The organism is Pontibacillus yanchengensis Y32 (assembly GCF_000770635.1).
GTDB classification, from domain to species: domain Bacteria; phylum Bacillota; class Bacilli; order Bacillales; family BH030062; genus Pontibacillus; species Pontibacillus yanchengensis.
On the sequence record NZ_AVBF01000024.1, the window covers coordinates 15,062 to 41,619 of the forward strand.

Consider the following 26,558-nt stretch of genomic DNA (forward strand, 5'->3'; position numbering starts at 1 on the left):
AGGTAGAAATCCAAATTCCTTTGCTTTACTCTCAAATATAAGGGAAATCCTATTTATTTAAATTCAAGGAGGGTTACAAAATGAACATGTTTATCAAAGCACGTGAACTTTTCGAAAAGGATTATCAAACAAGCCAAGAGGTAAGACACTATAATGCTTCTATGCAAGGTGGAAAAGTAAAAGCAAACAAATCTCAACCTAAGCTAAGAAGAAATCCATTCAAAAAATAAAAGGAGCACGAGTTTATTAATATGACATGAAATTGGAAAGTACCTGATTTGAAAAATAGTAAGGCGTTGTAAAAAGAAAACTTTATTGATGACAAATCACACAGGTACTTTCCATAACTTTGTTTTACTTCTACAAACTTCTTCTCATCTTTCTACGTATTTCTATGCTTCCTTCAGATACACTTCAGAAAAAATTCTTTTGTTCTACTACTTTCCCAAAAACACTTCCTACAGTGTATTATCTTTCTATATACTCGTACATACATCTATACTTTCACTAAAACTGGAGATTGGTTTATATTTTCATCCTTCTTAGACTTTATACATAAATTTCATCATTACATGCGCAGCTAACCTACTTGTCATGTCTCTGACATCTTGAGAGGGGTCTATTTCTACAATGTCCATGGCTTTCGTTTTAGGATGTTGTGCTGCTTTTTTGATGCTAGATAGTAGTTCTCTGCTTGTGAAGCCACCTGGTCCGATAGCTGGGCAACCTGGCGCATGGGCTTGGTCGACAGAATCCATATCAACAGATAGGTATAGGAAATCTACTTCATTGGAAAGACGTTCTAATTCCTTGTCTATAATAGGTAAGATTCCGTGCTCTTCTATGTCTTCCATCATATAGACATGAATGCCTTTATCATGGGCATATTGATCATAAGCTTGTGCATTGGAATAATTACGAATGCCAACTTGGACAAGGTGCTCTCCTTTTATAATCCCTTCTTCTAACAAACTACGAAATGGTGTCCCGTTTGTACGACCACCATCCTCTAAATTACGCACATCATGGTGCGCATCCCATTGAATCACTCCAATAGTTCCATATTTTTTTTGAAAGGCATGAATGGAAGGAAAGCTTATGCCATGATCTCCACCAAGCATAATATAACGGTCACATGCATCTGTTTGAAGCATTTCTTGAATGCTGATGTGTAGGCGATCCAAGGTTTCTATTACACTTGTAGGATGTATAGGGACATCACCAAAATCCACAATACCTTCATTTTTAAAATCATGCTTTTGAGTAGCAGCATAGGTGGAAAATGAGTTTAGTGCTTTCCGTATAGTAGAAGGCGCATTGGCTGCCATAGATAGGGAGATAGAAGATTTGGAAGAGGGAAGGCCAATAAGGCCAACCTCTCCTTTCCTTTCTTTGCTAAAGGGGACGATTGTCTCGGCCACTTTGGTAACATATCGGTCTTTAAATGTTGCTGGATTAGTTGGATTGAGATAGGTGAAGTGCATTTCCTTCTTTCCTTTCCCATAGGATTTGACCAGACTTCATTACGATACGAGTATGATTGACGCCGTAATGGTATGGGATATAATGATAATTCGGCGCTTCCCATACGACAATATCGGCTTGGTCTCCAATTTCTAGAGAACCTGCTATATCGCCTTTTCCAATTGAGTGTGCAGCATTGACTGTCACAGCATTCCAAATTTCCTCAGGTGTCATTTTTAATTTAAGAGCTGCAAAAGACATGATTAGTTGCAGGTTTTCCGTTACGCAGCTTCCAGGATTGAAATCTGTGGCCAGTGCAACGGATGACCCAGAGTCTATTAATTCTCTTGCTCTTGCGTATGTTTCTTTTCCAAGATAAAAGGTTGTTCCTGGCAGCAGAACAGCTACTGTATTTGATTCGCTTAATTGTTTAATCCCGTCATCTGATGCTGCAACAAGATGATCAGCACTAGCAGCCTCCAATTCAGCAGCTAGTTCAGTGCCTCCCAACGAGTCTATTTCATCAGCATGTATTTTTACCCCAAACCCTTTTTCTAGGGAAGCTTCCATAAAGCGCCTAGATTGTTCAATGGTAAAGACACCCGTTTCACAAAAAATATCCGTGTATTCAGCAAGTTCTTGTTCCTTAATCGTATCTAAAAGGAGCGTCATGCTGTCTAAAAAGGCATCTTCGTTTCCTTTGAATGATTGAGGTACAGCATGAGGTCCTAAAAATGTTGAAACAAGGTTTATTGGATACGTTTCTTTTAAAAGCTGTGTTACGCGAAGTTGTTTTAGTTCTGTATCTGTATCCAGTCCATATCCACTCTTAGCCTCAATGGTTGTTGTTCCATGAGATATCATCCGTTCAACATGGAAACTGGCCTTTTGATAAAGTTCATCTTCAGAAGCTTGGCGAGTTGCTTCAACAGTAGATAAAATACCTCCGCCTTGTTTTAATATGTCAAGGTAAGGGACGCCTTGTTGTTTTAAGGCCATCTCTTTTTCTCGAGATCCACCATGAACGAGGTGGGTGTGGGGGTCGACCAGACCAGGTGAGACAAGGCGACCTCTGGCATCAATGGTGTCTTCGGCTTGAATTTGCTGGGCTTCTTGACTTGTGCCAATCCAAGATACCTTCCCATCAAAAATGGCAATTGCTGCATCTTCTTTTACAGTTAGATTTTTCATTGCTTCACCTTTTAAAGCTTGTGAAGACCGCGTTGGTAATATTAATTGTCCAATATTTGTGATGAGTTTATCGTGATTCACTTGATCAACTCCTAATTAATTTAGTCGAGCATGGGAATATCAATGTTTTTCTGTTTTGCTATTTCTTTGGCTTTTTCATAACCAGCATCAGCATGGCGAGCGATACCCATTCCTGGATCTGTTGTAAGCACTCGGTTTAAACGTTCCTTAGCAAGCTCTGTGCCATCTGCCACCACAACCATGCCTGCATGAAGGGAATACCCCATTCCTACACCACCACCGTGATGGAAAGAAATCCATGAACCTCCTGCTGCTGTGTTGATAAGAGCATTTAGTACAGCCCAGTCTCCAACAGCATCACTGCCATCTTTCATAGATTCCGTTTCTCGATTAGGGGAGGCGACGGATCCACAATCCAGATGGTCTCTTCCAATTACAATGGGTGCTTTTATTTCTCCGTTCTTTACAAGTTCATTAATTGCTAGACCCATTTTTACTCTTTCCCCATATCCAAGCCAACAAATCCTAGAAGGTAACCCTTGAAAGCTTACTTTTTTCTGAGCCATGTCAATCCACCTTATTAACGGCTCATTATTAGGAAAAAGTTCTTTTATTAAACGATCCGTACGATAAATATCCTCAGGATCACCAGATAGTGCAGCCCATCTAAATGGACCTTTTCCTTCACAAAATAAAGGACGAATATAGGCAGGGACAAATCCAGGGAAATCAAAAGCTTGCTCTACACCTTCATCTTGGGCAACTTGTCGGATATTGTTTCCATAATCAAAAACGATTGCTCCTTTGTTTTGAAACTGCAGCATTGCTTTTACATGGCGCGCCATTGATGCAGAAGAGAGGGTAACATAAGTAGATTGATCTTGGTTTCGTAATTGAGTAGCTTCATTCAGTGAATAACCTACTGGAATATATCCATTTAATGGGTCATGTGCGGAAGTTTGGTCGGTAACGATGTCAATTTGTACGTTTCTGTTTAGGATATCTTCATGAACTTCAGCTGCATTTCCTAAAAGGCCAATGGATAATGGTTCACCTTTTTGTTTTGCTTCCATAGCCCATATAAGGGCTTCGTCAATCGATTCAGTCATTTTATCAAGGTACTTTGTCTGAAGACGCTTTTCTATACGGGCAGGGTCGACTTCAACCGCTATGACAACGCCACCATTCATTGTAACAGCAAGTGGTTGAGCTCCACCCATCCCACCAAGTCCAGCAGTAAGGGTGATGGTCCCTTTTAGACTGGTTTTGAAATGTTTTTCTGCTAATGAGGCAAACGTTTCATAAGTTCCTTGCAAAATACCTTGTGTACCTATATAAATCCAGCTACCAGCAGTCATTTGTCCATACATCATAAGACCTTGTTGGTCAAGTTCATGAAAGTGCTCCCAGTTCGCCCATTTTGGGACTAGGACGGAGTTGGATAACAACACACGTGGCGCTGCTTCATGTGTTTTGAAAACTGCTACTGGCTTACCGGACTGAATTAACATCGTTTCATTGCTTTCTAGTCGTTGTAAAGTAGAAACAATAGAATCAAAAGCTTCCCAATTGCGAGCAGCTTTACCTATCCCTCCATAAACAACTAATTCCTCAGGTTTCTCAGCTACTTCTGGATCAAGGTTGTTGTAAAGCATGCGAAGTACAGCCTCTTGCTCCCAACCTTTGCATTCGATATCTAACCCTTTTTTTGCGCGTATTTCTCTTTTTTCAGTAGTCATCCATTTATTCCTCCTTGAGATTTAGAATTAGTGGGGAAAATGTTCCACGAAAAATCACTCTCTTTTAGCCATAAGGTAAGTCGCTCTATATCCTCAGAAAATACTCTATCCTCCTTGATACATGGCACAATCTGACGTACTTTTTTGTAAAGAGAGGAAGTGTGAGAACTCATTTTTCCTAGTTCGCGGTGTTCAAGTGCTTGCATGGCACAAATTAATTCAATGGCCAATACACGCCTAGAATTCTGTAAAATGGAATAAGCGTGCCTGGCCCCAATTGTACCCATGCTGACATGATCTTCCTGATTGGCTGAGGAGGGGATAGAATCCACACTTGCAGGATGAGCCAGTGTTTTATTTTCAGAAACCAATGATGCAGCTGTGTACTGCATAATCATAGCACCAGATTGTAATCCTGGTTTTGCACTTAAGAAAGGTGGGAGATCATTTAGTTGAGGGTTAACTAGTCTCTCTATTCTTCGTTCTGAAATGCTAGCCAGTTCTGCGATACCTATCTTCATAAAATCCATAGCCAAAGCAATTGGTTGACCATGAAAATTACCTCCTGAAATAATGGTTTGACCATTTTCTAAAATAAGAGGGTTATCTGTAGCGGCATTGGCTTCAATTTCTAATTTCTCTTTCACATAATCAAATGACTGCCACGAAGCTCCATGAACCTGTGGAATACATCGCAATGAATAAGCATCCTGTACTCGTTTTTCCCCTTGGTGAGTTACAAGATTGCTATCTTGAAGTATATGATTGATTCGCTGAGCTACTTTGATTTGTTGAGGGTAGCCTCTAGCTTCGTGAATGGCAGGGTGAAACGCATCTATTATTCCGTTTAAACCTTCCAATGTTAAAGCAGCAATCCATTCAGCTTGGTAAGCGATTTTCTCTACTTCTAAATAATTTATTACACCCTGAGCAGTCATTGCCTGTGTGCCATTAATGAGAGCTAAACCTTCTTTGGCTTTTAATTCAACTGGCTTTATTCCAAGAAGGCTAAAAATGGATTTCGTAGTATATACCTTTTCCTTATAAAATACGTTACCTTCCCCTATAAGAACGAGTGCAAGATGAGACAGTGGAGCAAGATCACCTGAAGCCCCTAATGAACCTTGTTGAGGAATAACAGGATGGATTTGTTCATTAATTAAGGTAGTTAACTGTTCTGCTATGGTCATTCTTATTCCTGAATACCCTTTAATAAGAGCATTTAACCGAAGTAGCATCATCGCTCTTGAAACAATTTCCGGGAAAGGTTCTCCAACCCCACATGCATGAGAACGTATGAGGTGCTGTTGGAGTTCATTGACATCTTGTTCTTCAATTTTAACATCACTAAATTTTCCAAATCCTGTATTAATACCGTAAATGGTTTGACCATTCTCCACTATCGACTCGACCACATTTCGACTATGTTGTATTTTTTGAATCGAAGTTGGAGCAATTTGAATTTGTTCTTTGTCGTAACAAATACGCTTAATCTCTTGTAATGAAAGAGTATGACCCGTTAAGGTAATCATTGAATCAAACCTCCTTATCTTCCCTTAGTTCGTGTAGGCAGAAGTCTTCTACATTACTATCATCTTTGAAGTTTTATAGTTAGCTATGAAAGAGAGACAGTATATTTATTGTTAGAAAATTTTAAAAGTTCATCTTTATTTTATGCTTCGTCATAAAAGCGCGCAATAAACTATGGTAAGGTGATGATTCATTAGCGGGATGAAGGAAATAACATGGTTATGTATATAGATGAATTTAATCAAGTTAATTAAAGGATGGTATTTTCAGAAGTATGATGACTTTAGTAGGGGGAAGGTAAATCTAAGTGATAGAAAGGAAGGAAAGTGTGAAAAATATATTAGTATTAAATGGTCATGAGTACTATAAACACTCGCAAGGAGAACTAAATAGTACGCTGTTCCATCATATAGTTAATAAAATTTCAAACAATTATCATGTAGATACTACTGTATTACAAAATGGTTTTGAAAAAGAAGAAGAACAACGAAAAGTAATGTGGGCCGATTATATAATTTATCAAACACCAATTTATAATTACAGTGTTCCGGCGTTGTTTAAGAATTATTTAGATCTTACGCATGAACATGGTGTTTACTTTACAGGAAATACAGATAAATATGGTATTGGTGGAGGAAAGTTAACAGACAAAAAGTACATGTTTTCTACCACGTGGAATGCACCAAGTACAGCTTTCCATAACAAAGATTTGTTTTTTGAAGGAAGAGGAGTGGATGATGTTTTATTCCATCTATATTTAAGTCATAAATATGCTGGTATGGAAAAATTACCGACATTTTCATGTTTTGATGTAAAGAAAAAGCCAGATGTAGATAAATACCTAAGAGAATTGGATATGCATTTGAGTAAATATTTCACCATATGAAGTTTGAAAATCCTTTAAGAACAACATAATAAAGCTCAGAGATTAATCTCTGAGCTTTAGGCTAGTTTCCCTTTTTAATGGTAATGCTGATAAATTTATCTGTCTTTGTTTCAAACTCGATATCAACGTAGACAGGGAACTCTTTGTCATCTTCCTTCACCCATAACTTGAATTGTTCTACAGAAGTACCATTCTTTGAAGATTTTCCAATGTGAAGATAATCTTTCACCTTGGCATTTGGATATTTTTCTTGTGTCTTTTTAACAGCCATTCGTCCCCATTTTGCATAAGAGGGGACTTCAGGTTGTGCACCAACACTTTGATATGGTTGGGAAGAAGGTATAGCAAAGGGACTATATATAATAGAAGTAACAAGAAGTAAACAAATCAAAATACGTGTCATAGACATAACCTCTAAACTTTTTATATTAGTGTCTGTGTTCAAATGGTTAATATGTATTCTTTAGAGGATTGGATAATATTACTAAGCTATTTCGAAAAAGTATAGGTAGCATACAAAAAAAGATACCCTTTAATAAGGGCATCTCTGTTCATGTTAGATTAGGAAAGAATTGTAACCTTGACTTGCTTGCGGCCAAAATCAAGTGCGTTTTGTCTGCTTGGAATAAAGACATCAATTCGATTGCCTTGAATGTCACTGCCAATATCACCTGCAACTGCAGTTCCATATCCCTCTACATGAACTTTTGTGCCAAGAGGAATAACATTAGGGTCAACTGCAATTACTTTTTGATTAGGATTTGCTTTAAGGTTAATTCCAGTTCTTGTTACACCGCTACAACCCGCGCAATTTGCTGTATAAGCTGTTGCTTCCATTGTGATTGTTTTGTTTTCTTGTGTTTTTTGTTTAGCTTGGGATTCTTGTCCTTTTTGTGAAGAAGCATGCTGAACTGCTTTCTTTTCTTGTTCATTTATATAAGCAACTGTGGATGTTTTTTTATCTAGGCTTGTTTTGTTTTCACTTACGTTTGCTGCATCAGTATTTTCAGTAGTGTTCTTTAAGGTTTGAGCATGCACTTCTTTATTCTCTGATAGAGTAGTACCTGCAAAACCTAGGCCAATGAGGATAGTAGCGATAGACGTCATGATTAGTTTTTTCATGATATTCCTCCTGTCTTTCTTCGACTAATTGCATTATAACAATGGACCTAGGACAATCCCATTAAAGAGGGGTGACATTTCCGCTACAAATTGAATACAAAAGTTACAAATATTACATAGAGACAGTTTTATCTTTTATACTAATAGCTGTTAAGAAATGGAGGAGGTCTTTCCGGTTTTTTTATAATAGGGTATGATAAAAGGAGAAGAGTACATAGCTTATATGGTGGTTACAAGAAGGGATGGTAATTTTGAGAAACAGGATAAATGAATTATCAAATTGGATGGAAGAACAACAAATAGATGTTGTTTTTCTGAATTCCACAGAAAATGTTTTTTACCTCACAGATTTTCATACTGATCCACATGAAAGGTTGATGGGACTGTTCATCTTTCAACAAGCTGAGCCCTTATTTATCTTGCCAGGTATGGAAAAGCAGCAAGCTATTGAAGCAGGTTGGTCCTCAGAAATAATTGGTTATGCGGATCATGAAGATCCATGGAACTTAGCAAAAGAAGCAATTGAAAAACGAGAACTTACTGAAGTGAACAAGGTTGCTTTTGAGCAGGAAACATTGCCATATCGTCGTAGTCAATCTTTACTTACATTGTTCCCAAATACACAGGTAACCTCAGCAGAGGACAAACTTCATTATATGCGCGTAATTAAGGATCAATCTGAAATTGAAATTATGCGTAGGGCTGCTAAAATGGCAGACTATGGAGTTAATGTAGGTGTAGATGCTCTACATGAGGACGTAACAGAAATGGAAGTTCTCGCGAAGATTGAGTACGAGTTAAAGAAAAAAGGCATAAGAGAAATGTCGTTTTCAACTATGGTTCTCTTCGGAGAAAAATCGGGTCATCCTCATGGAAATCCAGGAGATCGAAAGTTAAAGCCAGGGGACTTTGTATTATTCGATCTTGGTGTCGTATTGGATGGATACACGTCAGATATAACTCGTACATTTGTGTATCAACATGCAAGTGATGCTCAGAAATCCTTATATGATACTGTTCTTCAAGCTCAATTAGCTTCCCTCGAAGCAAGTAAACCAGGTACAAGAATAGGTGACTTGGATAAAATAGCACGTGACATCATTACAGAGGCTGGTTTTGGAGACAGATTCCCTCATCGCATCGGTCATGGTCTAGGCATTAATGTTCATGAGTTTCCTTCGATGAGCCATCTGAATAACGATAAACTACAAGAAGGGATGACATACACCATTGAGCCTGGCATTTATGATCCATCTATAGGTGGTGTGCGAATTGAAGATGATGTTCTGATAACGAAAGATGGACATGAGACCTTGACTTCTATCCCGAAAGAGTTGCAGATTATTAAATAATAAATATGACCCTGTTTAGAAGCTAAGTCATCTTGGGTAAAAACAAAATAGATAAAATAAACTGCCCCTTACTTTTTGTAAGGGGCAGTTTCACACTACTATGCTTCTTCTAAGATTTTAACTGTAACATCATGACGGCGACCAAAATCTAAAGCATTGCTACGGTTAGGGATAAATACATCAATGCGATTCCCCTGTATAGCACTACCGATGTCTCCGGCTACGGCTTTTCCGTACCCTTCAACATGGACAATTGAACCAAGAGGAATAACGCTTGGATCAACAGCGATCACTTTTTTGTTAGGATTTTCTAAAAGGTTGATTCCTGTTTTTGTTATACCGATACAACCATCGCAATTTGCCGTATAGGCTGTTGCCTCAACCTGAAGAGTTCGTTCTACGTTTTGTTGTGTTTGTTTTGATTCCACATTCTTGGTAGCTTTGTCATTTTTTAGTGCTGGAGTATCTTTCTTTTTACTAAGATCTACGCTTTTAACAGGTATTTCAGAAGCAAGGAATGCACTAGGTGCTTCCTCTTGTTTCGTTGTATTATCTGCTGAAGCAACTGTGCTTTTTTCTGTTTCTAGTGCTTGGGCATGGAACGCTCCTACACCAATATATCCAAAAAAGGCAACGGCACCTACTACAATTCTCATTAATTTATTCATGGTTAGCTCCTCCTCAATATTCTATTTCATATAAACACCAGAAAAGCCACGGATTCTTTATAGAATCTGCGGCTTTTTTTAATCCAAAACATTAATTACATTTAAAGGAGTAAACAAAATGTCGTTGATTTGTTTTCCATCGTGTAAGCTAACATGCCTATACAAGTGTGTAAACCATAAAGGAAATATTTTTTAATAAAGGTTATAATTTAACATTGGTTTTAAAGTGTATATTGGAGAGATAATATCCTTATAGCATAAAAAAACGTTTCTTGTTCAATATAAGAATACAACACAGCTTAATGCCATCTAGAAAAGGAGATACGTAAATATGAATAAGAATCGGATGATCGATTGGCCCACGTTTTTAGGGGCATTTATGTTACTTTTACTCGTTGTCGTTCCGTTAGTTATCTTTCCTGACAAGGGCGCTGAGTACGTTGACCTTGCCAATACATTTGTTACAACCAATTTTGGGGTACTTTACCTATTAGTTGGATTAGGAATTTTCTTCTTCCTCATTTATGTGGCCGTTAGTGACAACGGGAGGATTAAATTGGGGGAGGCAAATGAGCAACCCGAGTTTAACAACTTCTCATGGGCTGGAATGCTTTTCTGTGCAGGGATTGGCTCGAGTATTTTATATTGGGGGACGATCGAGTGGGCTTATTATTATCAAGGTCCACCATTTGGTATTGAACCTGGTACAGAAGAGGCTATTGCATGGGCGTCTACGTATGGAATTTTCCACTGGGGTCCAATTGCCTGGGCTATTTACACACTGCCTGCTTTGCCAATTTCTTACTTTTACTATGTGCGTAAAAAACCAGTTCTTAAAGTTAGTGAGGCAACACGTCCATTGATTGGGAAATATGCCGATGGTCCAATTGGTACGATTATTGATGTATTATTTATGTTTGGACTACTTGGTGGAGCTGGAACCACGCTTGCTTTAGGGACACCTATGATTGCTGAGGGAATCAATAGCTTAACAGGATTACCTGTTAATATGATAATGAAAACTTTTATTTTAGCTCTTGTTACTGCGATTTTCGCAATTAGTGCCTATTCTGGCCTTCGAAAAGGGATTAAGATATTAAGTGACCTCAATTTATGGTTATCCTTTTTCTTACTTATCTTTGTATTTGTTGTAGGACCTACAAGATTTATTTCTGAAACAACTACAAATAGTATTGGTTTATTATTAGATAACTTTTTCCACATGAGTACTTGGACAGAGCCTTATAATAAATTAGGTCCATACGATAAAACAGGATTTCCAGAAGCATGGACCGTTTTCTATTGGGCTTGGTGGCTAGTTTATGCTCCATTTGTAGGGTTGTTTGTTGCAAAGATTTCACGTGGACGATCCATTCGTCAGATGATTATGGGGACGATACTATATGGAACAATTGGAAGCATATTGTTCTTTGGCATTGTAGGAAACTACGGGTTAAACCTTCAGTTGACAGGCCAATTTGATGTAGTAGGAGTTCTGAACGACCAAGGTGCTCCAAAGGCAATTATAGAAACCATTGGCCAGCTTCCACTAGGGACTTTTATGATTTTTATTTTTACCATTCTAGCCATTATTTTCTTGGCTACGACATTTGATTCAAGCTCCTATATTTTAGCTTCAGTAGTACAAAAAGAAGTAGAGGACGAGCCAATTAGATGGAATCGTTTATTCTGGGCATTTTCCCTGTGTTTACTTCCACTTGTGTTAATGTTCTTAGGTGGATTGGGGACGTTGCAGACAGCAGCCATTGTAGGAGGATTTCCACTTCTTTTTATAATGATTATGTTGGGTTGGTCCTTTATGAAAGCTTCAACGAGTGACATTCAAGCATCGGAACACTATAAGCCAAAAACATTTGCTTTAAATTATAAGAAGATTCTTGAACGCGTTCGACGTCGTAAGAAGAAGAAGCAAGACAAAAAACAAGGACCTGTGGATGCTCATTTTGAAGAAGAAGAAAAGGACAAAGACCGTGGCGAGGATGATAAGCCGCATAATGATAGGGAGTAATTTGTCTACGGTAACATATAGACATGGAAACAGGGTTATCGTCCAAGTGGATGATAACCCTGTTTTTCGTATTGTAATTGTTAAAATTCCATTCTTGTGTATTACTAAAAAAGTGATGAATCCACTTCTAGCTCAAATGAACCAATCACTTCCTGTGGGCCGCAGCATTTACGTCGCTAGCAGGGCGCCCCGAGCTTTTGTTCCACAGAGTTGTTCTTTTTGAAGGAATAATAGTATTAGAAGCATTAATAGCCCAATGAATGAAATCCATGCACCGATTAACGTTCCTTTGTACCATAACAATGGGGTATTTTCGTAGGCGTAATAAAACCAACATAATAGTGCCAGATAACCAAATAAGATGTGGATCACAGCTGAAACATAAACATGAGGAACATAATAGGGAGTGTGCCTCATCATAAACCACGAGTAGAAGTAGGCAGTTAATACTCCAATTAGCATAATAAGCATACAGAAAAACATTATGAATAGATTCAGCATGTATCCTTCTCCTTTTTTTAGTTGTATTGGTATGTAGTTTAGGCTAAGCTGAAACTGGATAAACATGTTGAAAATTATAAATGTTTGCTTTGTTACTATATGTTATGAAACAAAATATTATCTAATACAATGAAGAAGATGAATAGAAGGAGGATTATAAGTGAGTAATAGTGCAAATAATCTTGTGGCTACGTTCTCCATCGTTGGTTATGATCCTGCAACAGGAGAGTTAGGAGTAGCTGTCCAATCCAAGTTTCTGGGGGTAGGTTCTGTTGTTCCATGGGCTAAAGCTGGAGTAGGTGCAGTTGCGACTCAATCTCTTGCAAATCCTTCTTATGGACCAAAAGGATTATCCCTTTTAGAAGAGGGTGAAGAACCAGAAGAAGTAATCAAACAATTAACAGCAGAGGATAGCGGGCGTGATATGCGCCAGGTTGGAATCGTAGATGCAAAAGGTCGTGCTGCTACATATACAGGTGTAAGTTGTTACTCCTATGCAGGCGGTTTGACAGGTGAACACTATGCTGCTCAAGGGAATATTTTGGTTGGGCAAGAAACTATTCAAGCAATGGGGCAGGCATTTGAAAAAAACACAGGTTCTCTAGCGGACCGGTTGTTAAAAGCATTGGATGAAGGTCAACAAGCAGGAGGAGATAAACGTGGAAAACAATCAGCAGCTCTTTATGTTGTAAAGGAACAAGGGGGATATGGAGGTTATAATGATCGGTTTATTGATTTACGAGTAGATGATCATGACCATCCGATACGAGAACTTAATCGCATTTACCACTTGCAACAATTATATTTTGGTGTAACAAAAGAAGAAAACATTGCTGAAATCAAAGGCGAAGTTAAGGATGAACTACGAGAGCAGTTGAAACGCTTAGGTTACATTCCTACCGTATATGTAGTTGACTCTATTCTATATAAAAACTTCACTGCCTTTTTACACCGAGAAAACTTCGAGGAACGAGAACTAGAAGAAGGTAAGATCGATTTAGAAGTGCTGGACTTTATGAAATATAAATCTGTATGATGGACTCCTAATAAGGGGGTCTTTTTTTTGTCTAACGTACTATACACGGGTTATGTAAGTGGATAAATAGTGGCCAATTCTAATTCCAGCCTTCAGTTGCTAGCACATATGGGATAGGTAAGTGTATTTTTAAGCTTGAGTTACCATATAAAATTTTAACATTAGCTTTTCAAACTGACCTAGTTATTGCTTTGTTTATCAACTATGATAGATAGGAAATAAATTTTTTCTATAAACCTGTCACAAAAATAAGTGAAATGGTGTCTCCTATATGAAAGCTGTTCGAAAGGAGGAGCTGCTTTGGAGGTGAAGGCTACTGTGATAGAGAATACGAATACAACATCACAAGATCACGATGCTTCCTATATTAGGTTTCAACAACTCTTCAAAACGTATTATCCACGAGTTGTTCGAAAAGTGATGACTATTGTAAAGAATAAACAAGCAGCAGAAGATATAGCTCAAGAGGTTTTTATGAAGCTATATCATACTGATTGGGAAACAATTGAACATATGTCTGCGTGGTTAATGACTACCGCAGTGAATACAGCATACAATGACATTCGTTCAGAAAAGCGTCATAAAGCTAGAGAAGAGAAACAAACTCATTATTCTGAACAAGCAGTTGCTTCCATAGAAGAAACATTCATGATAAAAGAAGATGTTACAGAAGTTCAAGAAGTATTAAAGAAGTTAACAGAACGTGACAGAACAATACTGTTGTTAAAATACTCTGGATACAATTACTATGATATAGCCTCTGCCATTCATGTGGAACATACCTCAGTGGGGAGCTTATTGGCTAGAGCTAAGATGAGGTTTAAAAGTACATACAATCAAATGAAAGGAGAGGGTTCAAGTGAACTGCGCTAATCTTGGATTACTTCAAGCCTATTTAGATGATGAACTAACAAGAGAAGAGAAGAAGGATGTAATGCAGCATTTAGAAACCTGTGAATCATGCAGATCGTATGTGCAAGAGCTACAAGAGTTAGAAGTTTTGGGATTTGAAAAGTTAGGTGAATCAGAAGTTGAAGTAGATTTAGAAGCAGCTTGGGATCGCTTCGAGCACCAACTTATGAATAAACATGAACAACCATCAAAAGTATTGAACTCTCAAGAAAAGGAAAACTCATTAAAACCAAAAAGGGGATGGGATCAAATGAAAAAAGCAACAAAACGATGGATTATGACAGGGGCAGCAGCTGCAACAATTCTTGGATCTTTTGCAATTCCACAAGTTCAAGTAGCTGCAGACAACTTTTTATCTATTTTCCGAGTTAACCAAGTAGAGATGGTTAAAATGACCGAAAATGACTTGAGAGAGGTTGAGCACTGGGTGAGACGCCAAGAGGAAGGTACGATGAGTCTAAATGGATTAGGTGAAATTGAAGTATCAAATTCGAATGAGCATCAAAGTTTTGATGATGAAAATGAAGCTAAGCAGGCTGGGTACAACGTTCCTGCTATTTCAGGTTACGATATTGAACATGTAAGTGTCGAGCCTACCTCAAAAATAACCTTTAATCTCAATGTAGAGAAAGCTAATGCACTGCTTACCCAAATCGGAGCGGAATCAACATTTGATCAAAACCTAGACGGCAAACCTTTCTCCGTTCAAGTACAAGACACAATTAATGTACATTACGAATCAGATGGAAACTCTGTATCCTATACGTCCATTGGAAAACCTGAAATTTCAGTTCCAAAAGGTGCATCGGTTGATGAATTGCGTGACACAATGCTTGCGTTACCGTTTATTCCTGAAAATGTAAAACAACAACTAGAAAGTATTGATAACCTAGAACACACTTTGCCGATTCCATACGTGCAAAGAAATGGTAGCAAGTCAGAAGAAGTCAGCATAAACGGTATGAAGGGCTATGCAGTTGAAGCGCAAGGGAATACCTTTTTGGTATGGCAAAGTAATGAACAAATTCACATGCTAGAAAGCTACGCTCATGATGGCGAAAATGTAACTCCTAAAAGTCAACTAGTTGACATGGCTAACCAACTAATTAAATAAAGTAATCTATTAGAAGAGAATTGGCTGATCCCGTATAGGGATCAGCCAATTGGTATGGGAGGAATGGGAAACGTGAATGTAATTGAAGCTTCGAACTTAACAAAAACCTATGACGGTAAAGGTGGGATTTCCAATGTTACGTTAGAAATTGGTGAAGGAATTGTTTATGGTTTTTTAGGTCCAAATGGTGCAGGCAAAAGTACATTTGTACGAACTATGCTTGGATTATTGAACCCTACCGGGGGTGAGGGAAAACTGTTAGGGGAACCTATTGGTAAACCTGAATCGCGTGAAAAGGTAGGCTATTTACCAGAGCTATTTCGTTACCCAGACTGGTTAACAGGCCGAAAATTGCTGGAAAGCCATGCTGAACTATGCAATATGCCTGTTAGAGGACGGAAAAAGCGTATCGAAGAAGTCATTGAACTAGTTGGTTTAACTGGGAGAGATCATGAAAAGATTAAAGGATATTCAAAAGGAATGTCACAACGTATAGGATTGGCATGTGCCTTATTAAATGATCCAAAGTTAATCTTTTTAGACGAGCCTACCTCAGCACTTGATCCAATAGGAAGAAAAGATGTTAGAGATTTGATGCTATACCTCAAAGACCAAGGTAAAACCATCTTTTTGAATAGTCATTTGTTAAATGAAGTAGAAACCGTTTGTGATCATGTTTCTATCGTACATAAAGGAGAGCACATTGTTCAAGGCGAGTGGAGACAGCTTATGATGATTGAAGCTCAAGTGGAAATCGTAATTGCTGCAAATTCTAATCAATATATGAATCAACTTCCTGAGTATGTAAAATATCATGAAAAGAAAAATGACGAAGGTGAACTGACACGATGGACAGTTCAAATGGAAAAACAAGAACAAGTGCCTGCACTTATTTCAAGTTTAGCTTCAGCGGGAGTCCCGGTATTTGAAGTTACGCCAATAACTCCACACTTAGAAGATGTGTTTATGCATTGGGTTAATCAGAAAGAGGAGGGTGCTTATGTGGACAATCGCTAAGTTAACCTTTCGAGAAATTGTGTCGAAGCGTATCTTTCTTATAACCATTTTAATGACGATTGCGTTCGTTACTCTTTATGGGGTTGCTATTCATTTTGCTGTGCAAGAAACTGGGCCTATGATGAGTAACACTATGGATAATGCGCTACAAAACAAATTCTTCGCGTCCCAGTTATTAGGGGTAGGGTTATATTTTTCTTCGTTTATTACAGCTCTGCTTGCTATACTTTCAAGTGTAAGTTCAATTGCGAGCGAAGTCGATAGCCATCAAATAGATACATGGCTTATGCGACCTATCTCCAGAACACAATTTGTTTTAGGGAAAGTAATTGGCTTAGGTGGTTTATTGGTGATGTATGCCATCGCGCTATTTGTAAGCATAACGTTAATCCATCAAATTGTTGGTGGAGAGATGATGGAGTTACCTATAGGTATAGCGCAAATGATGAAAGCCGTAAGTATTTTTATTCTACAGCCTATTATTCTTGTAACTCTTGGGGTAATGTTAAGTACACGCATGACCACCCTAAACGCTGGTATCGTACTTATTATCCTATATGGAGCTGCTTTTATTGGTGGTTTTGTGGAGCAAATTGGTACGCTTATGGAAAAGGCTGCATTAATTAACATAGGTATTGTTACAAGTTTAATATTTCCAGTTGATGCAATGTACCGTAAAATGACTGTTTTATTATTTGATACAGCTGATAATCCAATAAGTTTTGCCCAACAAGGAATGTTCGCAAGTGCTTCAGCGCCAAGTAATCTAATGATTATTTATGCCATTTTATACGGTGCTGTTATGCTTTTTATCGCTATATTGACATTTAAAAAACGAGATGTATAGGAAATCCTGATGTATGTCACCATACATCAGGATTTATTTTTAGATAACTTATTTCAATTATAGAGGAATAATGTGGAAGATTTGGATTCGAAATAATTGCAGTGGCGCGATGCTTGAAAAGAGTGGGGGGGATGGGAAGCAACTCGCTTTCCTGAGGGCGGGCTGCGAGCTAGTAATCCTACTAGGGCCAAAATGCTTCCCTGCGTAGTATCTACCAACCTCTTTCATTCGCGGGGGTCTTTCTGTTTCCCACCCAATCCTGCCGATATGTTGCAATCGGAATTGGCAATATGTAGGACAACTTTTTTTGGCGGACATATATTCTCTTATTTACTGTAAAAATCCTCTTTTGGAGAGGCTAAGGGACATATAGTATCTTATTTGTGAAAAAACACAATGCATTAAGGTGTTTTAGGCTAAATAGCGTACTGAGTGTCCATTTGGAATGCAAAATAGCCATTAAATCGAAGAATAAGAGACTGTATGTTCGCTAGCATAGCATCACTATCTGTCATAAACCATTCCTCGCTTCGTGGATACCGCTATTATGTTCACATCTTAGAACATGTACGAATATTTTTTATACATTTTTTGAAACGTTTTTGTCATACGCTCGTAAAAATAAATAGCTCAAATCTAGTTTTTATTGGAATCATTGTAAAAAAATACAGCGTTTCTGTTTTCAAAAGAACATAGGTATTGTAAGCTATAAATAGTAACTTTTTCCAAATAGTCAGACACCAGGAACCAGTTTTTCTGAATAACCTCTTTCAAAGAGTTACTGTACTAAAAAAAAGGGAGAGAGATAAATGAAGAAAAAGTGGATGTCGGGTGTATTATGCACCGCATTATTAGCAGGGAGTTTCACGCCAGCTTTAGCGGAAACCTCCTCGAATGTAAACGTAGAAAAGATGAAAACTGCAGCACTCCAAAAAGCCATTAAGGAAGCTGAGGTTACAAGGGAAGAAGCTTTAGAAAAAGCAAAATCTTTTGTTAACCTTTCTGAAGATTATCAAAATGAGAACGTTCGTTTCGATAATAATAGGAATGGCCTCACAGTATGGTCAGTCTCTTGGAGTAAACAAGAAGATGGAAATCATCATCATGTTGATGTTCGTGTAGATGCTGAAACAGGTGATGTCATTGCCATGGATAAGCACTTTCACGGAGCACAACCAAATCGTGCTTTCTCACCAGATTTCGAGTATGAAAAAGCTGTTACCATTGCCAAGAACTACATAATGGATGAATTCCCAGACAAAATGGGCAAGCTTTCTCTTGATGAACAAGCAAATGAAAGATACGAAGAGCGACCATTAAGTCAACAGGATGCATATCGAGTTAACTTTAATCAAAAAGTGAATGATATTCAATTTGATCAGAATAATATTCAAATTGAAGTAGGATCTGATGGTGAAGTGAAGGGTTTTCATTATAGTTGGCGTTCAGACGTAACTTTTGAGGAACCAGAAAATGTACTATCTAATGAAAAAGCATTTGAACTTCTTAAAGAGCAAATGAATGTAGAGTTACGTTACCATGTAGACCCGTATTTAGAAGAACGAACAGGAAAAAAGGTAGAACCTAATTTAAAGTACACTCCAGTACTAAAAGATTATGAACATGGTTTACCAGCGTATATGGATGCTCAAACAGGGGATTGGTTAAATTATGAAGGAAAGCTACTATCTGAATTAGAAAACACTTATGAAGTAGCAGAAGAACCTGTTGCAGAAGAAGCTACCTCCAAAGAAGAGCCTGATGAAGATCTTACTCAAAAAGAGGCAATTCAAATAGTAGAGGATACATTTGACCTTCCAGATAAATATACACTTGAAGATGCTCGCTATGAAGACCATAACCCAATGCCTTCAGGGAATGCTACCTGGAGATTCCACTACAGAGATCAAGAGCAAGCAGCTCCGATGAGTCTTAGTATCCAAGTAGATGCAAAAACAGGACAAGTGTTAAATTTTCAAGATGATATGATGTATCGCTATGGAGAGGTTTTACCAGAAAATTATAAAGTGAACATTACAAAAGAAGAAGCTAAAGAGAAAGCTGTGGAACTAGTTAAGAATATAGCGCCTTCTAAGCTAGATCATTTATATGCAACCACTGTTCAGGAAAGCACCTATAATGGCAGTGATAAACCTACATCCTACGATGTAACATTCGTCCGTAAAGAAAATGGAATCATAGTTGAAGGTAATGAAGCTAGAGTTTCCATTTCTACTAAAAATGGTGAATTGCTTCGCTATAATCTTCGGTGGAATGACTTAGAATTTCCAAGTGCGGAGGATGTATTATCAAAAGATAAAGCCAAAGAGGATATTCTTTCTCATTATTCAATGGATTTAAGTTACCATTTACCTAGAACTAATGATGAGGAAGAGCGCGTAACAGAAGCTATGCTTGTTCACCAACCAATAAGAGATATTTCCCAATACAATGTGTTTTATGATGCTAAAACAGGCAAATGGGTTAATGCAGAAACCGGAAAAGAATATACCAAAGGTGGACAAAAGCCACAGGATATTGAAGGTCATAAGGCTGAGGAAGCATTATCTACCATGGTTGAACATGGAGTATTTAAACTGGATGACGAAGGTAATGTAAACCCAGATGAGAAGGTTTCTCGTGGTGATCTAGTTAAATATATGATGGTAGCCCTTGGGTACGATCGCTATTACTCTTCACAAGATATCGATATGTTTGAAGATGTATCGAAAGAAAATGAAAATTATCGTTATATCTCTACAGCACTTCAACGAAATATGCTGGATAACGATTCTGATAATTTCAACCCTAACGAAAAAGCAGAACGTGAATTTGTAGCAAAACTACTAGTTACAGCGCTAGGGTATGACGAACTCGCGAGCATGGATGGTGTATTCTCAACTGATTTCAACGATTCAGATGAGATGGAATTCCAAGGTCATGTTGCATTAGCGACAAGGTTAGGAATTTTAAATGGAGAAGAAAGTAGCTTCAATCCTAATGAAACAGTTACGAAAGCTCAATTTGCGAATAGCTTGCTCGCCTTCCTTGAAGTAGAGCCAAAGTTAGATTAATTACAATTTAAAAAGTACTATACAAAAAACGTCAGGTGATTTACCTGACGTTTTTGCGTTTTTCTATAGACTAATTAGGTAAACCTAACTCTGAAGATGATTTAAAGAAGGAGGTTAAAGTCTTGCTTTTAAATATAGTGGTCTTGTTAATTGGAATAGTTATTGTAACTACGGGATTTTTGTTGCGATTTAAAATACTACGGATAAGACAATTAGAAGATAATAATGAAGAAATGATAGCTAGAATTGGAGGTATGGTGTTAATTGTAATCGGTGCAATCGTGTTAATTTCACCAATACTCTTAAGAGGGGGGACGTGAACTTTTGGACAAAAAGATAGCCCCGGCCTTATCGCTAACCGGAGCTTACATGGCATTTCTTTTTCCGTATAAACCTTGAATAGGGAGGATACTTACTTAAGGGGAAGATACCACCTTTTGGTATTCCCCATTCTGAATAATGCCATCCACGGTAATGGACCTTGTAATAGGGGAGGAGTTTGATCCTACCGTATGTACATATTCAGAAATAACAAACTTCATATAAGCATCATTCTTAGCGCCATCTTGCAGAGTCTTGACAACAGCATCTGCGTTGATTAATTTAACCAACATCATCCCTGATTGATCTTTTGAAAAAGGAAGCTTAGATTTGGTCAAATCATTTATATGAAACAGAAATTCATCTGTATCATCTTGTTTTCGTAGTGTTCCAGAAACAACCACATCTCCACTAAAAGTGTAGGTTGTGGTGGGTTCTTGTTTAATTTCTTGCAAAGTCATTGCATCAACTTGATCTCCAGGTTTTAGAGAGTCATAGTCATAACTCTGTGACTTTACTTCAGGCTTTTGCTGAGGACTTGAGCCTCCACCTAAAGAACTTTTACTATTAAGAGAATCCCGACCATCATGATTTTCTATCATAAAAGGCTGTGCTGTAGAAGAACCTTCCATATCACCTATTTGATTAACTGTCAGCCCACCTATCAAAAGCGTTATGGTTGTACATACAGTAATTGCAGCAGGTCTCAATAGATAGGTGATGAATTTTGGTCGCTTAGGATATGTGTCCTGACTTATAGTTTTAAATACATCTTCTTTGTCTTTAGATGAAAATGATGTCGGTATTTCATCTTTATAATGATTTTTCATACCTCTCAATTTTTGATCCAAGCTCATGACTGATCACTCCTTAGGTTACTACTATCTTCAAGGATATTCGCTAGTCTAGTTCGCGCTCGATTCAAACGAGTCTTAACGCTTGACTCTTTTTGGTTAAGAGAGTGAGAGATTTCTTTAATAGAAAAATCATTAAAATAGTATAGAATCAGCACTTCACGATACTTGATAGGGAGTTGTAAGATGAATGTCATAAATTCATGTGACTCACTTTCATCGACAATCTGTTTTTCTGGTGTCTCATTATCTTGTGATTCGGTAAGGTACGTAATCATTTTTTGAAATAGATTGTCATGGCGAGTGTGAAAACTTCTCAAGTAATCTTTACTCTTATTGATCGCTATCGAAAAAATCCATGTACGAAGGGAAGACTTATACTGAAAAGTGTGTAGCTTTTTATATACAGTAAGAAACGTTTCTTGAGTTATATCATCTGTATCTGCTTGATTTTTTACATATGTGTAAATAAATCGTTTCACATCGTCACCGTATTCATCCATAATTTTTTCAAGAGCTTCAGTAGAGTCCATTTCTAGTACATTAATTGTCTCTTCTTGATGAGAAGGATGTTTTTTGACCATGATTTGTTCTCCCATCCTGTGTCATCCTTTCGCAAATGAATCCTACCATTAATAGTGCGTTCATATATAAGACGGAAAGACTTTTAAACAGGATTCACTTTTGAAGAATTTTTTTAAATTCTAATCAGAAAAGAAAGTGTGGCCTTAATATTCTGGGCCACACCTGAAATTTAGGATGCTGTTTTAAACCTTGGAAAACTAGTCGAAATAGCTATAATTCCCATTAAAGCTATTAACATAGGGTAAAAGGAGTATGGGATGATTGCTAATGGTGATATCTCTCCGAATTGCGCCGCAGTAAGTAACTGGGCACCATACGGAATTAGGCCTTGAATGGTACAAGAAAAGATATCAAGTAAGCTTGCAGACTTACGAGAATCAATTTCGTAATCATCTGAGATTTGTTTTGCAAGTTGTCCAGTTGTAATGATGGCAATAGTATTATTTGCTGTTGCCAGGTTTGTTGTACTGACTAGTCCTGCAATACTCGCTTCCGCACCTTTTTTAGAACGAACACCTCTAGTTAATACATTCAATATAAATTGAATGCCGCCATTGTTTTGAATCATAGTCACTATTCCACCGAGGATAATGGTTAATAAAATCAATTCAGCCATACCAGTCATTCCTGAGGTGATTTGTTCTATAAAATTCATTATAGAATAATCAGCCGTTGTAACCCCTATTATTCCTGCTAGTAGGATACCTCCTAATAATACACCTAAAACATTAGCCCCTAATAAAGCTGCAATAAGAACACCAAGGTATGGGAGAATGTTGATCCATTCGAATGAATCAGCTGTTACCGCTGATGAACTCCCTAGTGTAAGGATGAATAGGATCGAAATGGTAATGAATGCTGCAGGCAATACGATGAAAAAGTTTGTCTTAAATTTATCCTTCATTTCGGTCTTTTGTGTGCGGACTGCTGCTATTGTCGTATCAGATATAATAGATAAGTTGTCACCAAACATTGCTCCACCTACCACTGTAGCAACAGTGATTGCTGTAGGAAGTTCCGTTTCCCCGCTGATTCCAACCGCGATAGGTGCTAAAGCAGATATGGTTCCAACTGAAGTACCCATTGCTAATGATATAAAGCTACCGATAATAAAAATACCAACAATTATCATATTTTGGGGTAAATAGGTTAAAGCGAAATTAACGGTTGCATCAACCGAACCTATACCGTTTGCTACGGAAGAGAACGCTCCTGATAATAGAAAAATCATAACCATGATCATAATATCTGGATGTCCTGCTCCTTGAGCGAATTGTTCAACTCTAGATGATAAACTTGTTTTTCTAGAAATAGTTAATGATAGAATTGCTGCAATCACTGCAGGAATTAACATAGATACCTGATAAAAATCTCCTGTGATAATCCCAGCAAGTAGGAAAGTAGCTAAAAAAACGATAAAGGGTAATAACGCAATGGGGTTTGAGTGCATTGACTTGTTCATGATGTCACCTCTTCCTTTAACACTGTGTATAGTCCTTTTGCTATATAAACCTCTTATACGTTAAATCGTTAAGGTGTTAATGTCAATGTGAGTGCTTATCTAACAGAAGTTGTAAAGTATTAATTTCTTAGGAAAATTGAGTGGTGAATTTAATGAAAAAGTCGGAGAATTCCCTGTTACAAACTTGTTACAATAAATAGTTTTGTGTAATAAAAAAAGGAGCATTCCGTGGAATGCTCCAAATTAATTTGAAATTAAATGATGTTGTCTACATCTTCTGCCTCTGTTACTAATAATAAGACCTTACCTTCATCAAGGCGTTCCTCATATGTTTCAGCTTCATCCTCAGATAAGCCAAGATCCTGGAGCTTATTACGAAGTTCATCTCCTTTTTTGTTAAACATATTACCTACAGCTTCTCCGAAATTTTGTTCTTTGAGACCAACTGTATTTGCATCTGAGTTGTCGGCAATACGTTCTGTGCGATCATCATCATGACTCATTACATAAATATTATCTTTGTGTATACCTTGATTTGAAAGTTTTTGTACATCGTTTTGAAGTTTTTCGTCATTCGTGTATTCTCTTACAAATGGTTTCAATTTTATACCTCCTAAATGTTTGTTTCAATGACATTATTCCCCATATATATAACTCGAAACTTGCTAATGTGTGAAAGGATTCAGGTGAATTAGCAAGATGAAAGACCTTATTTTGATATCTCTGAAAAGAAAATGTAATAAACCTGTAAAGTTATGTCGTGCATTTTTTTGGTAGAATTGGTTCTAACAGCATAAGTCGAACAAATTAGAGAAGAGATGGAGAGTGAACATTATGAAAAGACACCTTTTGGCAATGGGGATGGCGATCGCGCTTATATTGGGTTTTGGTCATGCACAGAAAGTTTCAGCAGCTTCTGAAGGCGAGAATTTAATCGCAGCTGCAAAAAATCATATGGGTACACCTTACGTTTTTGGAGGAGCATCACCAAGCGGATTCGATTGTTCTGGCTTTACTCAATATATGTATAAAAAAATGGGCATTGATATCCCGCGTACAACAGGATCTCAAGCAAACGTAGGGGATAAGGTAAGCAAGTCTAATCTAAAAGTTGGAGATTTAATATTCTTTAAGAATACATATAAGCAAGGTATTTCTCACGTAGGAATTTATGTAGGTAACAATAAGTTTATTAGTGCTACATCAAGCGAAGGTGTGGATGTTGTTTCATTAAATAATCCTTATTGGGGACCTAAATATGCTGGTGCTCGCAGAGTAGCAGATTTTGATAAGAATGAGTTATTCCCAGACCTTTCTGAAGATAACAAAGCATTTGAGGCAGTAAAGACTCTTACAGCTTCAAAGATCATCAATGGTTATAGAGACGGTACATTTAAACCTGATGTTTCCATTTCTCGTGGGCAGGCAGCAGCCCTCATTAACAATGCTTTAAAAGTAGATACCAATTCGTCTGTTTCTTTCCCAGATGTTGCAGAAAATCACACATTCGCTGAAGACATTGCAGCTATGAAAAAAACAGGTATTATTAAAGGCTTCCCAGATGGAAACTTTAAACCAGACGAAACAATTGCTCGCTGGCAGATGGCTATTATGATGAATAGAGCGTTTGATTTGGAAGAGAAGTTAGCAGCTAAAGTTCAAACAACAAATGGTGATGATAACCACGCTATAGAACTACTAAGTGCTTCTGATGAGTCCGGTTATTTCAAAGCAGATGCATTTAAGTCAAGTGCGGCTACAACTCGTGCGGCATTTTCAGTAGCACTATATCAAGCTATGAATCAATAATTGCATTTACTAATAAGACGAAATAAAAGCCTCTTCGGTTTCAGGAGAGGTTATTTTTTTGTTGATCTTACTAGTTGTTTATAGAGCTATTTATATCAGTTTATTTTCTTTACATATATATTACCCAGCTTTCTTCCATTACAAACCATTTTTAGTACAAAAAAAGATTATTATATAGAGGTAGAAATAGGTGAAGTTAGGGAAAAGGGTAGTATCATTAATAAGATGAGAAAATAAAAAGATTAATATATTACAATAGACTATAGCAATTACTAGTAAGGAGGATCTTAACATGGGGAATTCTCACAAACAGCAGCTTATTCCATCAACAAGAGATAAAGGTAAGTTTTTTTCCAAAGAAAAATTTTGGAGTAAATTACAATTGTTTGCCAAAAAAGCAGGACATTCAGTGGTCTATGCTGCATTACTTTTATATTTCACGTTACAAAAAGATGATCTTCCAGTTTGGGTTCGTACAACAATCATCGGAGCATTAGGTTACTTTATCTTACCTTTTGACCTTATTCCAGATTTTGCTGCAGGAGTTGGTTTTACAGATGACCTCGGTGCATTAGGGGCAGCTTTGCTACAAGTAGCCATGTACATTGATGAGGAAGTAAAAATGAAGGCTAAGGAAAAACTTCAAATCTGGTTTGGTTCGGAAGTGGATACAACAGTTGTGGATCAAAAGCTGTTTTTAGAGGAATAGACTGTTAGTGTGAAAGTCTGCTCAACTTTTGGGCAGACTTTTTATCGTTGGCCAGGAAATAATAAAATTCAATGCTTGTTTATAACTGAAAAAGTGAAGTGGCCACGTCCAGCTCCAGCGCCCAGCGACTAGTGTGCTTCCCTCACCTCTGTACGATAAGTCAACATCGAATCGCTATGGCTCTTCGTGTTTCCTTTATCTCCTACGGAATCAGGGGAAGTTCGATTAAGATCGCTGCATCACGCAATAACATCGAACCAACCCACGTCGTGTGGGCCGCAGCATATACGTCGCTACCCGGGCGCTTCCTCTTTT

24 protein-coding genes are annotated in these 26,558 nt (G+C 37.6%); 13 read left to right on the top strand and 11 right to left on the bottom strand.

Annotated features, from left to right (window positions below):
• Positions 1-80 precede the first annotated feature (80 nt).
• The gene (locus tag N782_RS21520; RefSeq protein WP_161783099.1) at positions 81-230 is read left to right on the top strand and encodes a hypothetical protein; all 150 of its coding nucleotides are present in this window, start codon (positions 81-83) and stop codon (positions 228-230) included.
• Positions 231-542: 312 nt separating this feature from the next.
• Here N782_RS21520 and hutG read toward each other — a convergent pair whose 3' ends face one another.
• From hutG to hutH, 4 genes are read right to left on the bottom strand one after another with little or no spacing between them, the layout of a single operon-like run.
• Positions 543-1,484 (bottom strand): formimidoylglutamase, encoded by a 942-nt coding sequence (gene hutG, locus N782_RS10165; protein ID WP_036819203.1) that lies wholly within the window; start codon positions 1,482-1,484, stop codon positions 543-545.
• On the bottom strand, positions 1,456-2,736 hold the full coding sequence (gene hutI / locus N782_RS10170) for an imidazolonepropionase (protein ID WP_036819205.1): 1,281 nt from the start codon (positions 2,734-2,736) through the stop codon (positions 1,456-1,458). Before hutI ends, hutG begins: the two co-directional genes overlap by 29 nt.
• Positions 2,737-2,756: 20 nt before the next feature.
• Entirely contained in the window at positions 2,757-4,415 is a 1,659-nt protein-coding gene (gene hutU / locus N782_RS10175) for a urocanate hydratase (protein WP_036819207.1), read from the bottom strand.
• On the bottom strand, positions 4,412-5,947 hold the full coding sequence (gene hutH / locus N782_RS10180) for a histidine ammonia-lyase (RefSeq protein ID WP_036819210.1): 1,536 nt from the start codon (positions 5,945-5,947) through the stop codon (positions 4,412-4,414). The genes hutU and hutH overlap by 4 nt, the downstream gene beginning before the upstream one ends.
• A gap of 326 nt (positions 5,948-6,273) precedes the next feature.
• Between hutH and N782_RS10185 the strand changes: the two genes are divergently transcribed.
• Entirely contained in the window at positions 6,274-6,831 is a 558-nt protein-coding gene (locus N782_RS10185; protein WP_036819266.1) for an NAD(P)H-dependent oxidoreductase, read from the top strand.
• A 61-nt stretch (positions 6,832-6,892) separates the two neighbouring features.
• Here N782_RS10185 and N782_RS10190 read toward each other — a convergent pair whose 3' ends face one another.
• On the bottom strand, positions 6,893-7,234 hold the full coding sequence (locus N782_RS10190) for a DUF3889 domain-containing protein (protein ID WP_237582641.1): 342 nt from the start codon (positions 7,232-7,234) through the stop codon (positions 6,893-6,895).
• A gap of 158 nt (positions 7,235-7,392) precedes the next feature.
• Positions 7,393-7,953 (bottom strand): 3D domain-containing protein, encoded by a 561-nt coding sequence (locus tag N782_RS22190; protein ID WP_084103050.1) that lies wholly within the window; start codon positions 7,951-7,953, stop codon positions 7,393-7,395.
• 251 nt (positions 7,954-8,204) lie between these two features.
• Here N782_RS22190 and N782_RS10200 point away from each other — a divergent pair, with 251 nt between their 5' ends.
• Positions 8,205-9,305, top strand: a complete 1,101-nt coding sequence (locus N782_RS10200; RefSeq protein WP_338048256.1) for a M24 family metallopeptidase — start codon at positions 8,205-8,207, stop codon at positions 9,303-9,305.
• A gap of 98 nt (positions 9,306-9,403) precedes the next feature.
• Here N782_RS10200 and N782_RS10205 read toward each other — a convergent pair whose 3' ends face one another.
• Positions 9,404-9,973 (bottom strand): 3D domain-containing protein, encoded by a 570-nt coding sequence (locus N782_RS10205; RefSeq protein WP_052111287.1) that lies wholly within the window; start codon positions 9,971-9,973, stop codon positions 9,404-9,406.
• Positions 9,974-10,304: 331 nt separating this feature from the next.
• Here N782_RS10205 and N782_RS10210 point away from each other — a divergent pair, with 331 nt between their 5' ends.
• The 8 genes from N782_RS10210 to N782_RS10250 all read left to right on the top strand — a co-directional run bounded on the left by N782_RS10210 (position 10,305) and on the right by N782_RS10250 (position 20,823).
• Entirely contained in the window at positions 10,305-12,002 is a 1,698-nt protein-coding gene (locus N782_RS10210; protein ID WP_036819217.1) for a BCCT family transporter, read from the top strand.
• A gap of 661 nt (positions 12,003-12,663) precedes the next feature.
• Positions 12,664-13,539, top strand: coding sequence for a DUF1028 domain-containing protein (locus tag N782_RS10220; protein WP_036819222.1), 876 nt, complete (start codon positions 12,664-12,666; stop codon positions 13,537-13,539).
• 306 nt (positions 13,540-13,845) lie between these two features.
• Positions 13,846-14,412, top strand: a complete 567-nt coding sequence (locus tag N782_RS10225; RefSeq protein WP_237582642.1) for an RNA polymerase sigma factor SigX — start codon at positions 13,846-13,848, stop codon at positions 14,410-14,412.
• On the top strand, positions 14,399-15,565 hold the full coding sequence (locus N782_RS10230; RefSeq protein WP_036819224.1) for an anti-sigma factor family protein: 1,167 nt from the start codon (positions 14,399-14,401) through the stop codon (positions 15,563-15,565). Before N782_RS10225 ends, N782_RS10230 begins: the two co-directional genes overlap by 14 nt.
• Positions 15,566-15,637: 72 nt before the next feature.
• Positions 15,638-16,582: an ABC transporter ATP-binding protein gene (locus N782_RS10235; protein ID WP_420805589.1), complete on the top strand. Its 945-nt coding sequence runs from the start codon at positions 15,638-15,640 to the stop codon at positions 16,580-16,582.
• A complete protein-coding gene (locus N782_RS10240; protein WP_036819229.1) occupies positions 16,566-17,429 on the top strand; it encodes an ABC transporter permease in 864 nt (287 codons plus the stop codon). Before N782_RS10235 ends, N782_RS10240 begins: the two co-directional genes overlap by 17 nt.
• 809 nt (positions 17,430-18,238) lie before the next feature.
• Complete coding sequence (locus tag N782_RS10245) at positions 18,239-20,503, top strand: S-layer homology domain-containing protein (protein WP_036819232.1); 2,265 nt, start codon at positions 18,239-18,241, stop codon at positions 20,501-20,503.
• A gap of 122 nt (positions 20,504-20,625) precedes the next feature.
• Positions 20,626-20,823 (top strand): hypothetical protein, encoded by a 198-nt coding sequence (locus N782_RS10250; protein WP_036819235.1) that lies wholly within the window; start codon positions 20,626-20,628, stop codon positions 20,821-20,823.
• A gap of 96 nt (positions 20,824-20,919) precedes the next feature.
• On the opposite strand, the gene N782_RS10255 is transcribed toward N782_RS10250, so the two are convergent.
• The 4 genes from N782_RS10255 to N782_RS10270 all read right to left on the bottom strand — a co-directional run bounded on the left by N782_RS10255 (position 20,920) and on the right by N782_RS10270 (position 24,327).
• Positions 20,920-21,681: a hypothetical protein gene (locus tag N782_RS10255; protein ID WP_036819237.1), complete on the bottom strand. Its 762-nt coding sequence runs from the start codon at positions 21,679-21,681 to the stop codon at positions 20,920-20,922.
• A complete protein-coding gene (locus N782_RS10260) occupies positions 21,678-22,262 on the bottom strand; it encodes a sigma-70 family RNA polymerase sigma factor (RefSeq protein WP_152600756.1) in 585 nt (194 codons plus the stop codon). Before N782_RS10260 ends, N782_RS10255 begins: the two co-directional genes overlap by 4 nt.
• Positions 22,263-22,432: 170 nt before the next feature.
• The gene (locus N782_RS10265) at positions 22,433-23,725 is read right to left on the bottom strand and encodes a Na+/H+ antiporter NhaC family protein (protein WP_036819241.1); all 1,293 of its coding nucleotides are present in this window, start codon (positions 23,723-23,725) and stop codon (positions 22,433-22,435) included.
• Positions 23,726-23,979: 254 nt separating this feature from the next.
• A complete protein-coding gene (locus N782_RS10270) occupies positions 23,980-24,327 on the bottom strand; it encodes a YflT domain-containing protein (RefSeq protein ID WP_036819242.1) in 348 nt (115 codons plus the stop codon).
• A gap of 232 nt (positions 24,328-24,559) precedes the next feature.
• Here N782_RS10270 and N782_RS10275 point away from each other — a divergent pair, with 232 nt between their 5' ends.
• The gene (locus N782_RS10275; protein WP_036819244.1) at positions 24,560-25,534 is read left to right on the top strand and encodes a C40 family peptidase; all 975 of its coding nucleotides are present in this window, start codon (positions 24,560-24,562) and stop codon (positions 25,532-25,534) included.
• A gap of 292 nt (positions 25,535-25,826) precedes the next feature.
• On the top strand, positions 25,827-26,243 hold the full coding sequence (locus tag N782_RS10280; RefSeq protein WP_036819247.1) for a YkvA family protein: 417 nt from the start codon (positions 25,827-25,829) through the stop codon (positions 26,241-26,243).
• Positions 26,244-26,558: the final 315 nt, after the last annotated feature.

Excerpts from the sequence above, each read along its gene's own strand:
- N782_RS10275 (WP_036819244.1), top strand. The coding sequence starts at position 24,560 with ATGAAAAGACACCTTTTGGCAATGGGGATGGCGATCGCGCTTATATTG.
- N782_RS10210 (WP_036819217.1), top strand. The coding sequence starts at position 10,305 with ATGAATAAGAATCGGATGATCGATTGGCCCACGTTTTTAGGGGCATTT.
- N782_RS10260 (WP_152600756.1), bottom strand. The coding sequence starts at position 22,262 with ATGGTCAAAAAACATCCTTCTCATCAAGAAGAGACAATTAATGTACTA.
- N782_RS10265 (WP_036819241.1), bottom strand. The coding sequence starts at position 23,725 with ATGAACAAGTCAATGCACTCAAACCCCATTGCGTTATTACCCTTTATC.
- N782_RS10240 (WP_036819229.1), top strand. The coding sequence starts at position 16,566 with ATGTGGACAATCGCTAAGTTAACCTTTCGAGAAATTGTGTCGAAGCGT.
- N782_RS10190 (WP_237582641.1), bottom strand. The coding sequence starts at position 7,234 with ATGACACGTATTTTGATTTGTTTACTTCTTGTTACTTCTATTATATAT.
- N782_RS10245 (WP_036819232.1), top strand. The coding sequence starts at position 18,239 with ATGAAGAAAAAGTGGATGTCGGGTGTATTATGCACCGCATTATTAGCA.
- N782_RS10255 (WP_036819237.1), bottom strand. The coding sequence starts at position 21,681 with ATGAGCTTGGATCAAAAATTGAGAGGTATGAAAAATCATTATAAAGAT.
- N782_RS10205 (WP_052111287.1), bottom strand. The coding sequence starts at position 9,973 with ATGAATAAATTAATGAGAATTGTAGTAGGTGCCGTTGCCTTTTTTGGA.
- N782_RS21520 (WP_161783099.1), top strand. The coding sequence starts at position 81 with ATGAACATGTTTATCAAAGCACGTGAACTTTTCGAAAAGGATTATCAA.
- hutH (WP_036819210.1), bottom strand. The coding sequence starts at position 5,947 with ATGATTACCTTAACGGGTCATACTCTTTCATTACAAGAGATTAAGCGT.
- N782_RS10280 (WP_036819247.1), top strand. The coding sequence starts at position 25,827 with ATGGGGAATTCTCACAAACAGCAGCTTATTCCATCAACAAGAGATAAA.
- hutG (WP_036819203.1), bottom strand. The coding sequence starts at position 1,484 with ATGCACTTCACCTATCTCAATCCAACTAATCCAGCAACATTTAAAGAC.
- hutU (WP_036819207.1), bottom strand. The coding sequence starts at position 4,415 with ATGACTACTGAAAAAAGAGAAATACGCGCAAAAAAAGGGTTAGATATC.
- N782_RS22190 (WP_084103050.1), bottom strand. The coding sequence starts at position 7,953 with ATGAAAAAACTAATCATGACGTCTATCGCTACTATCCTCATTGGCCTA.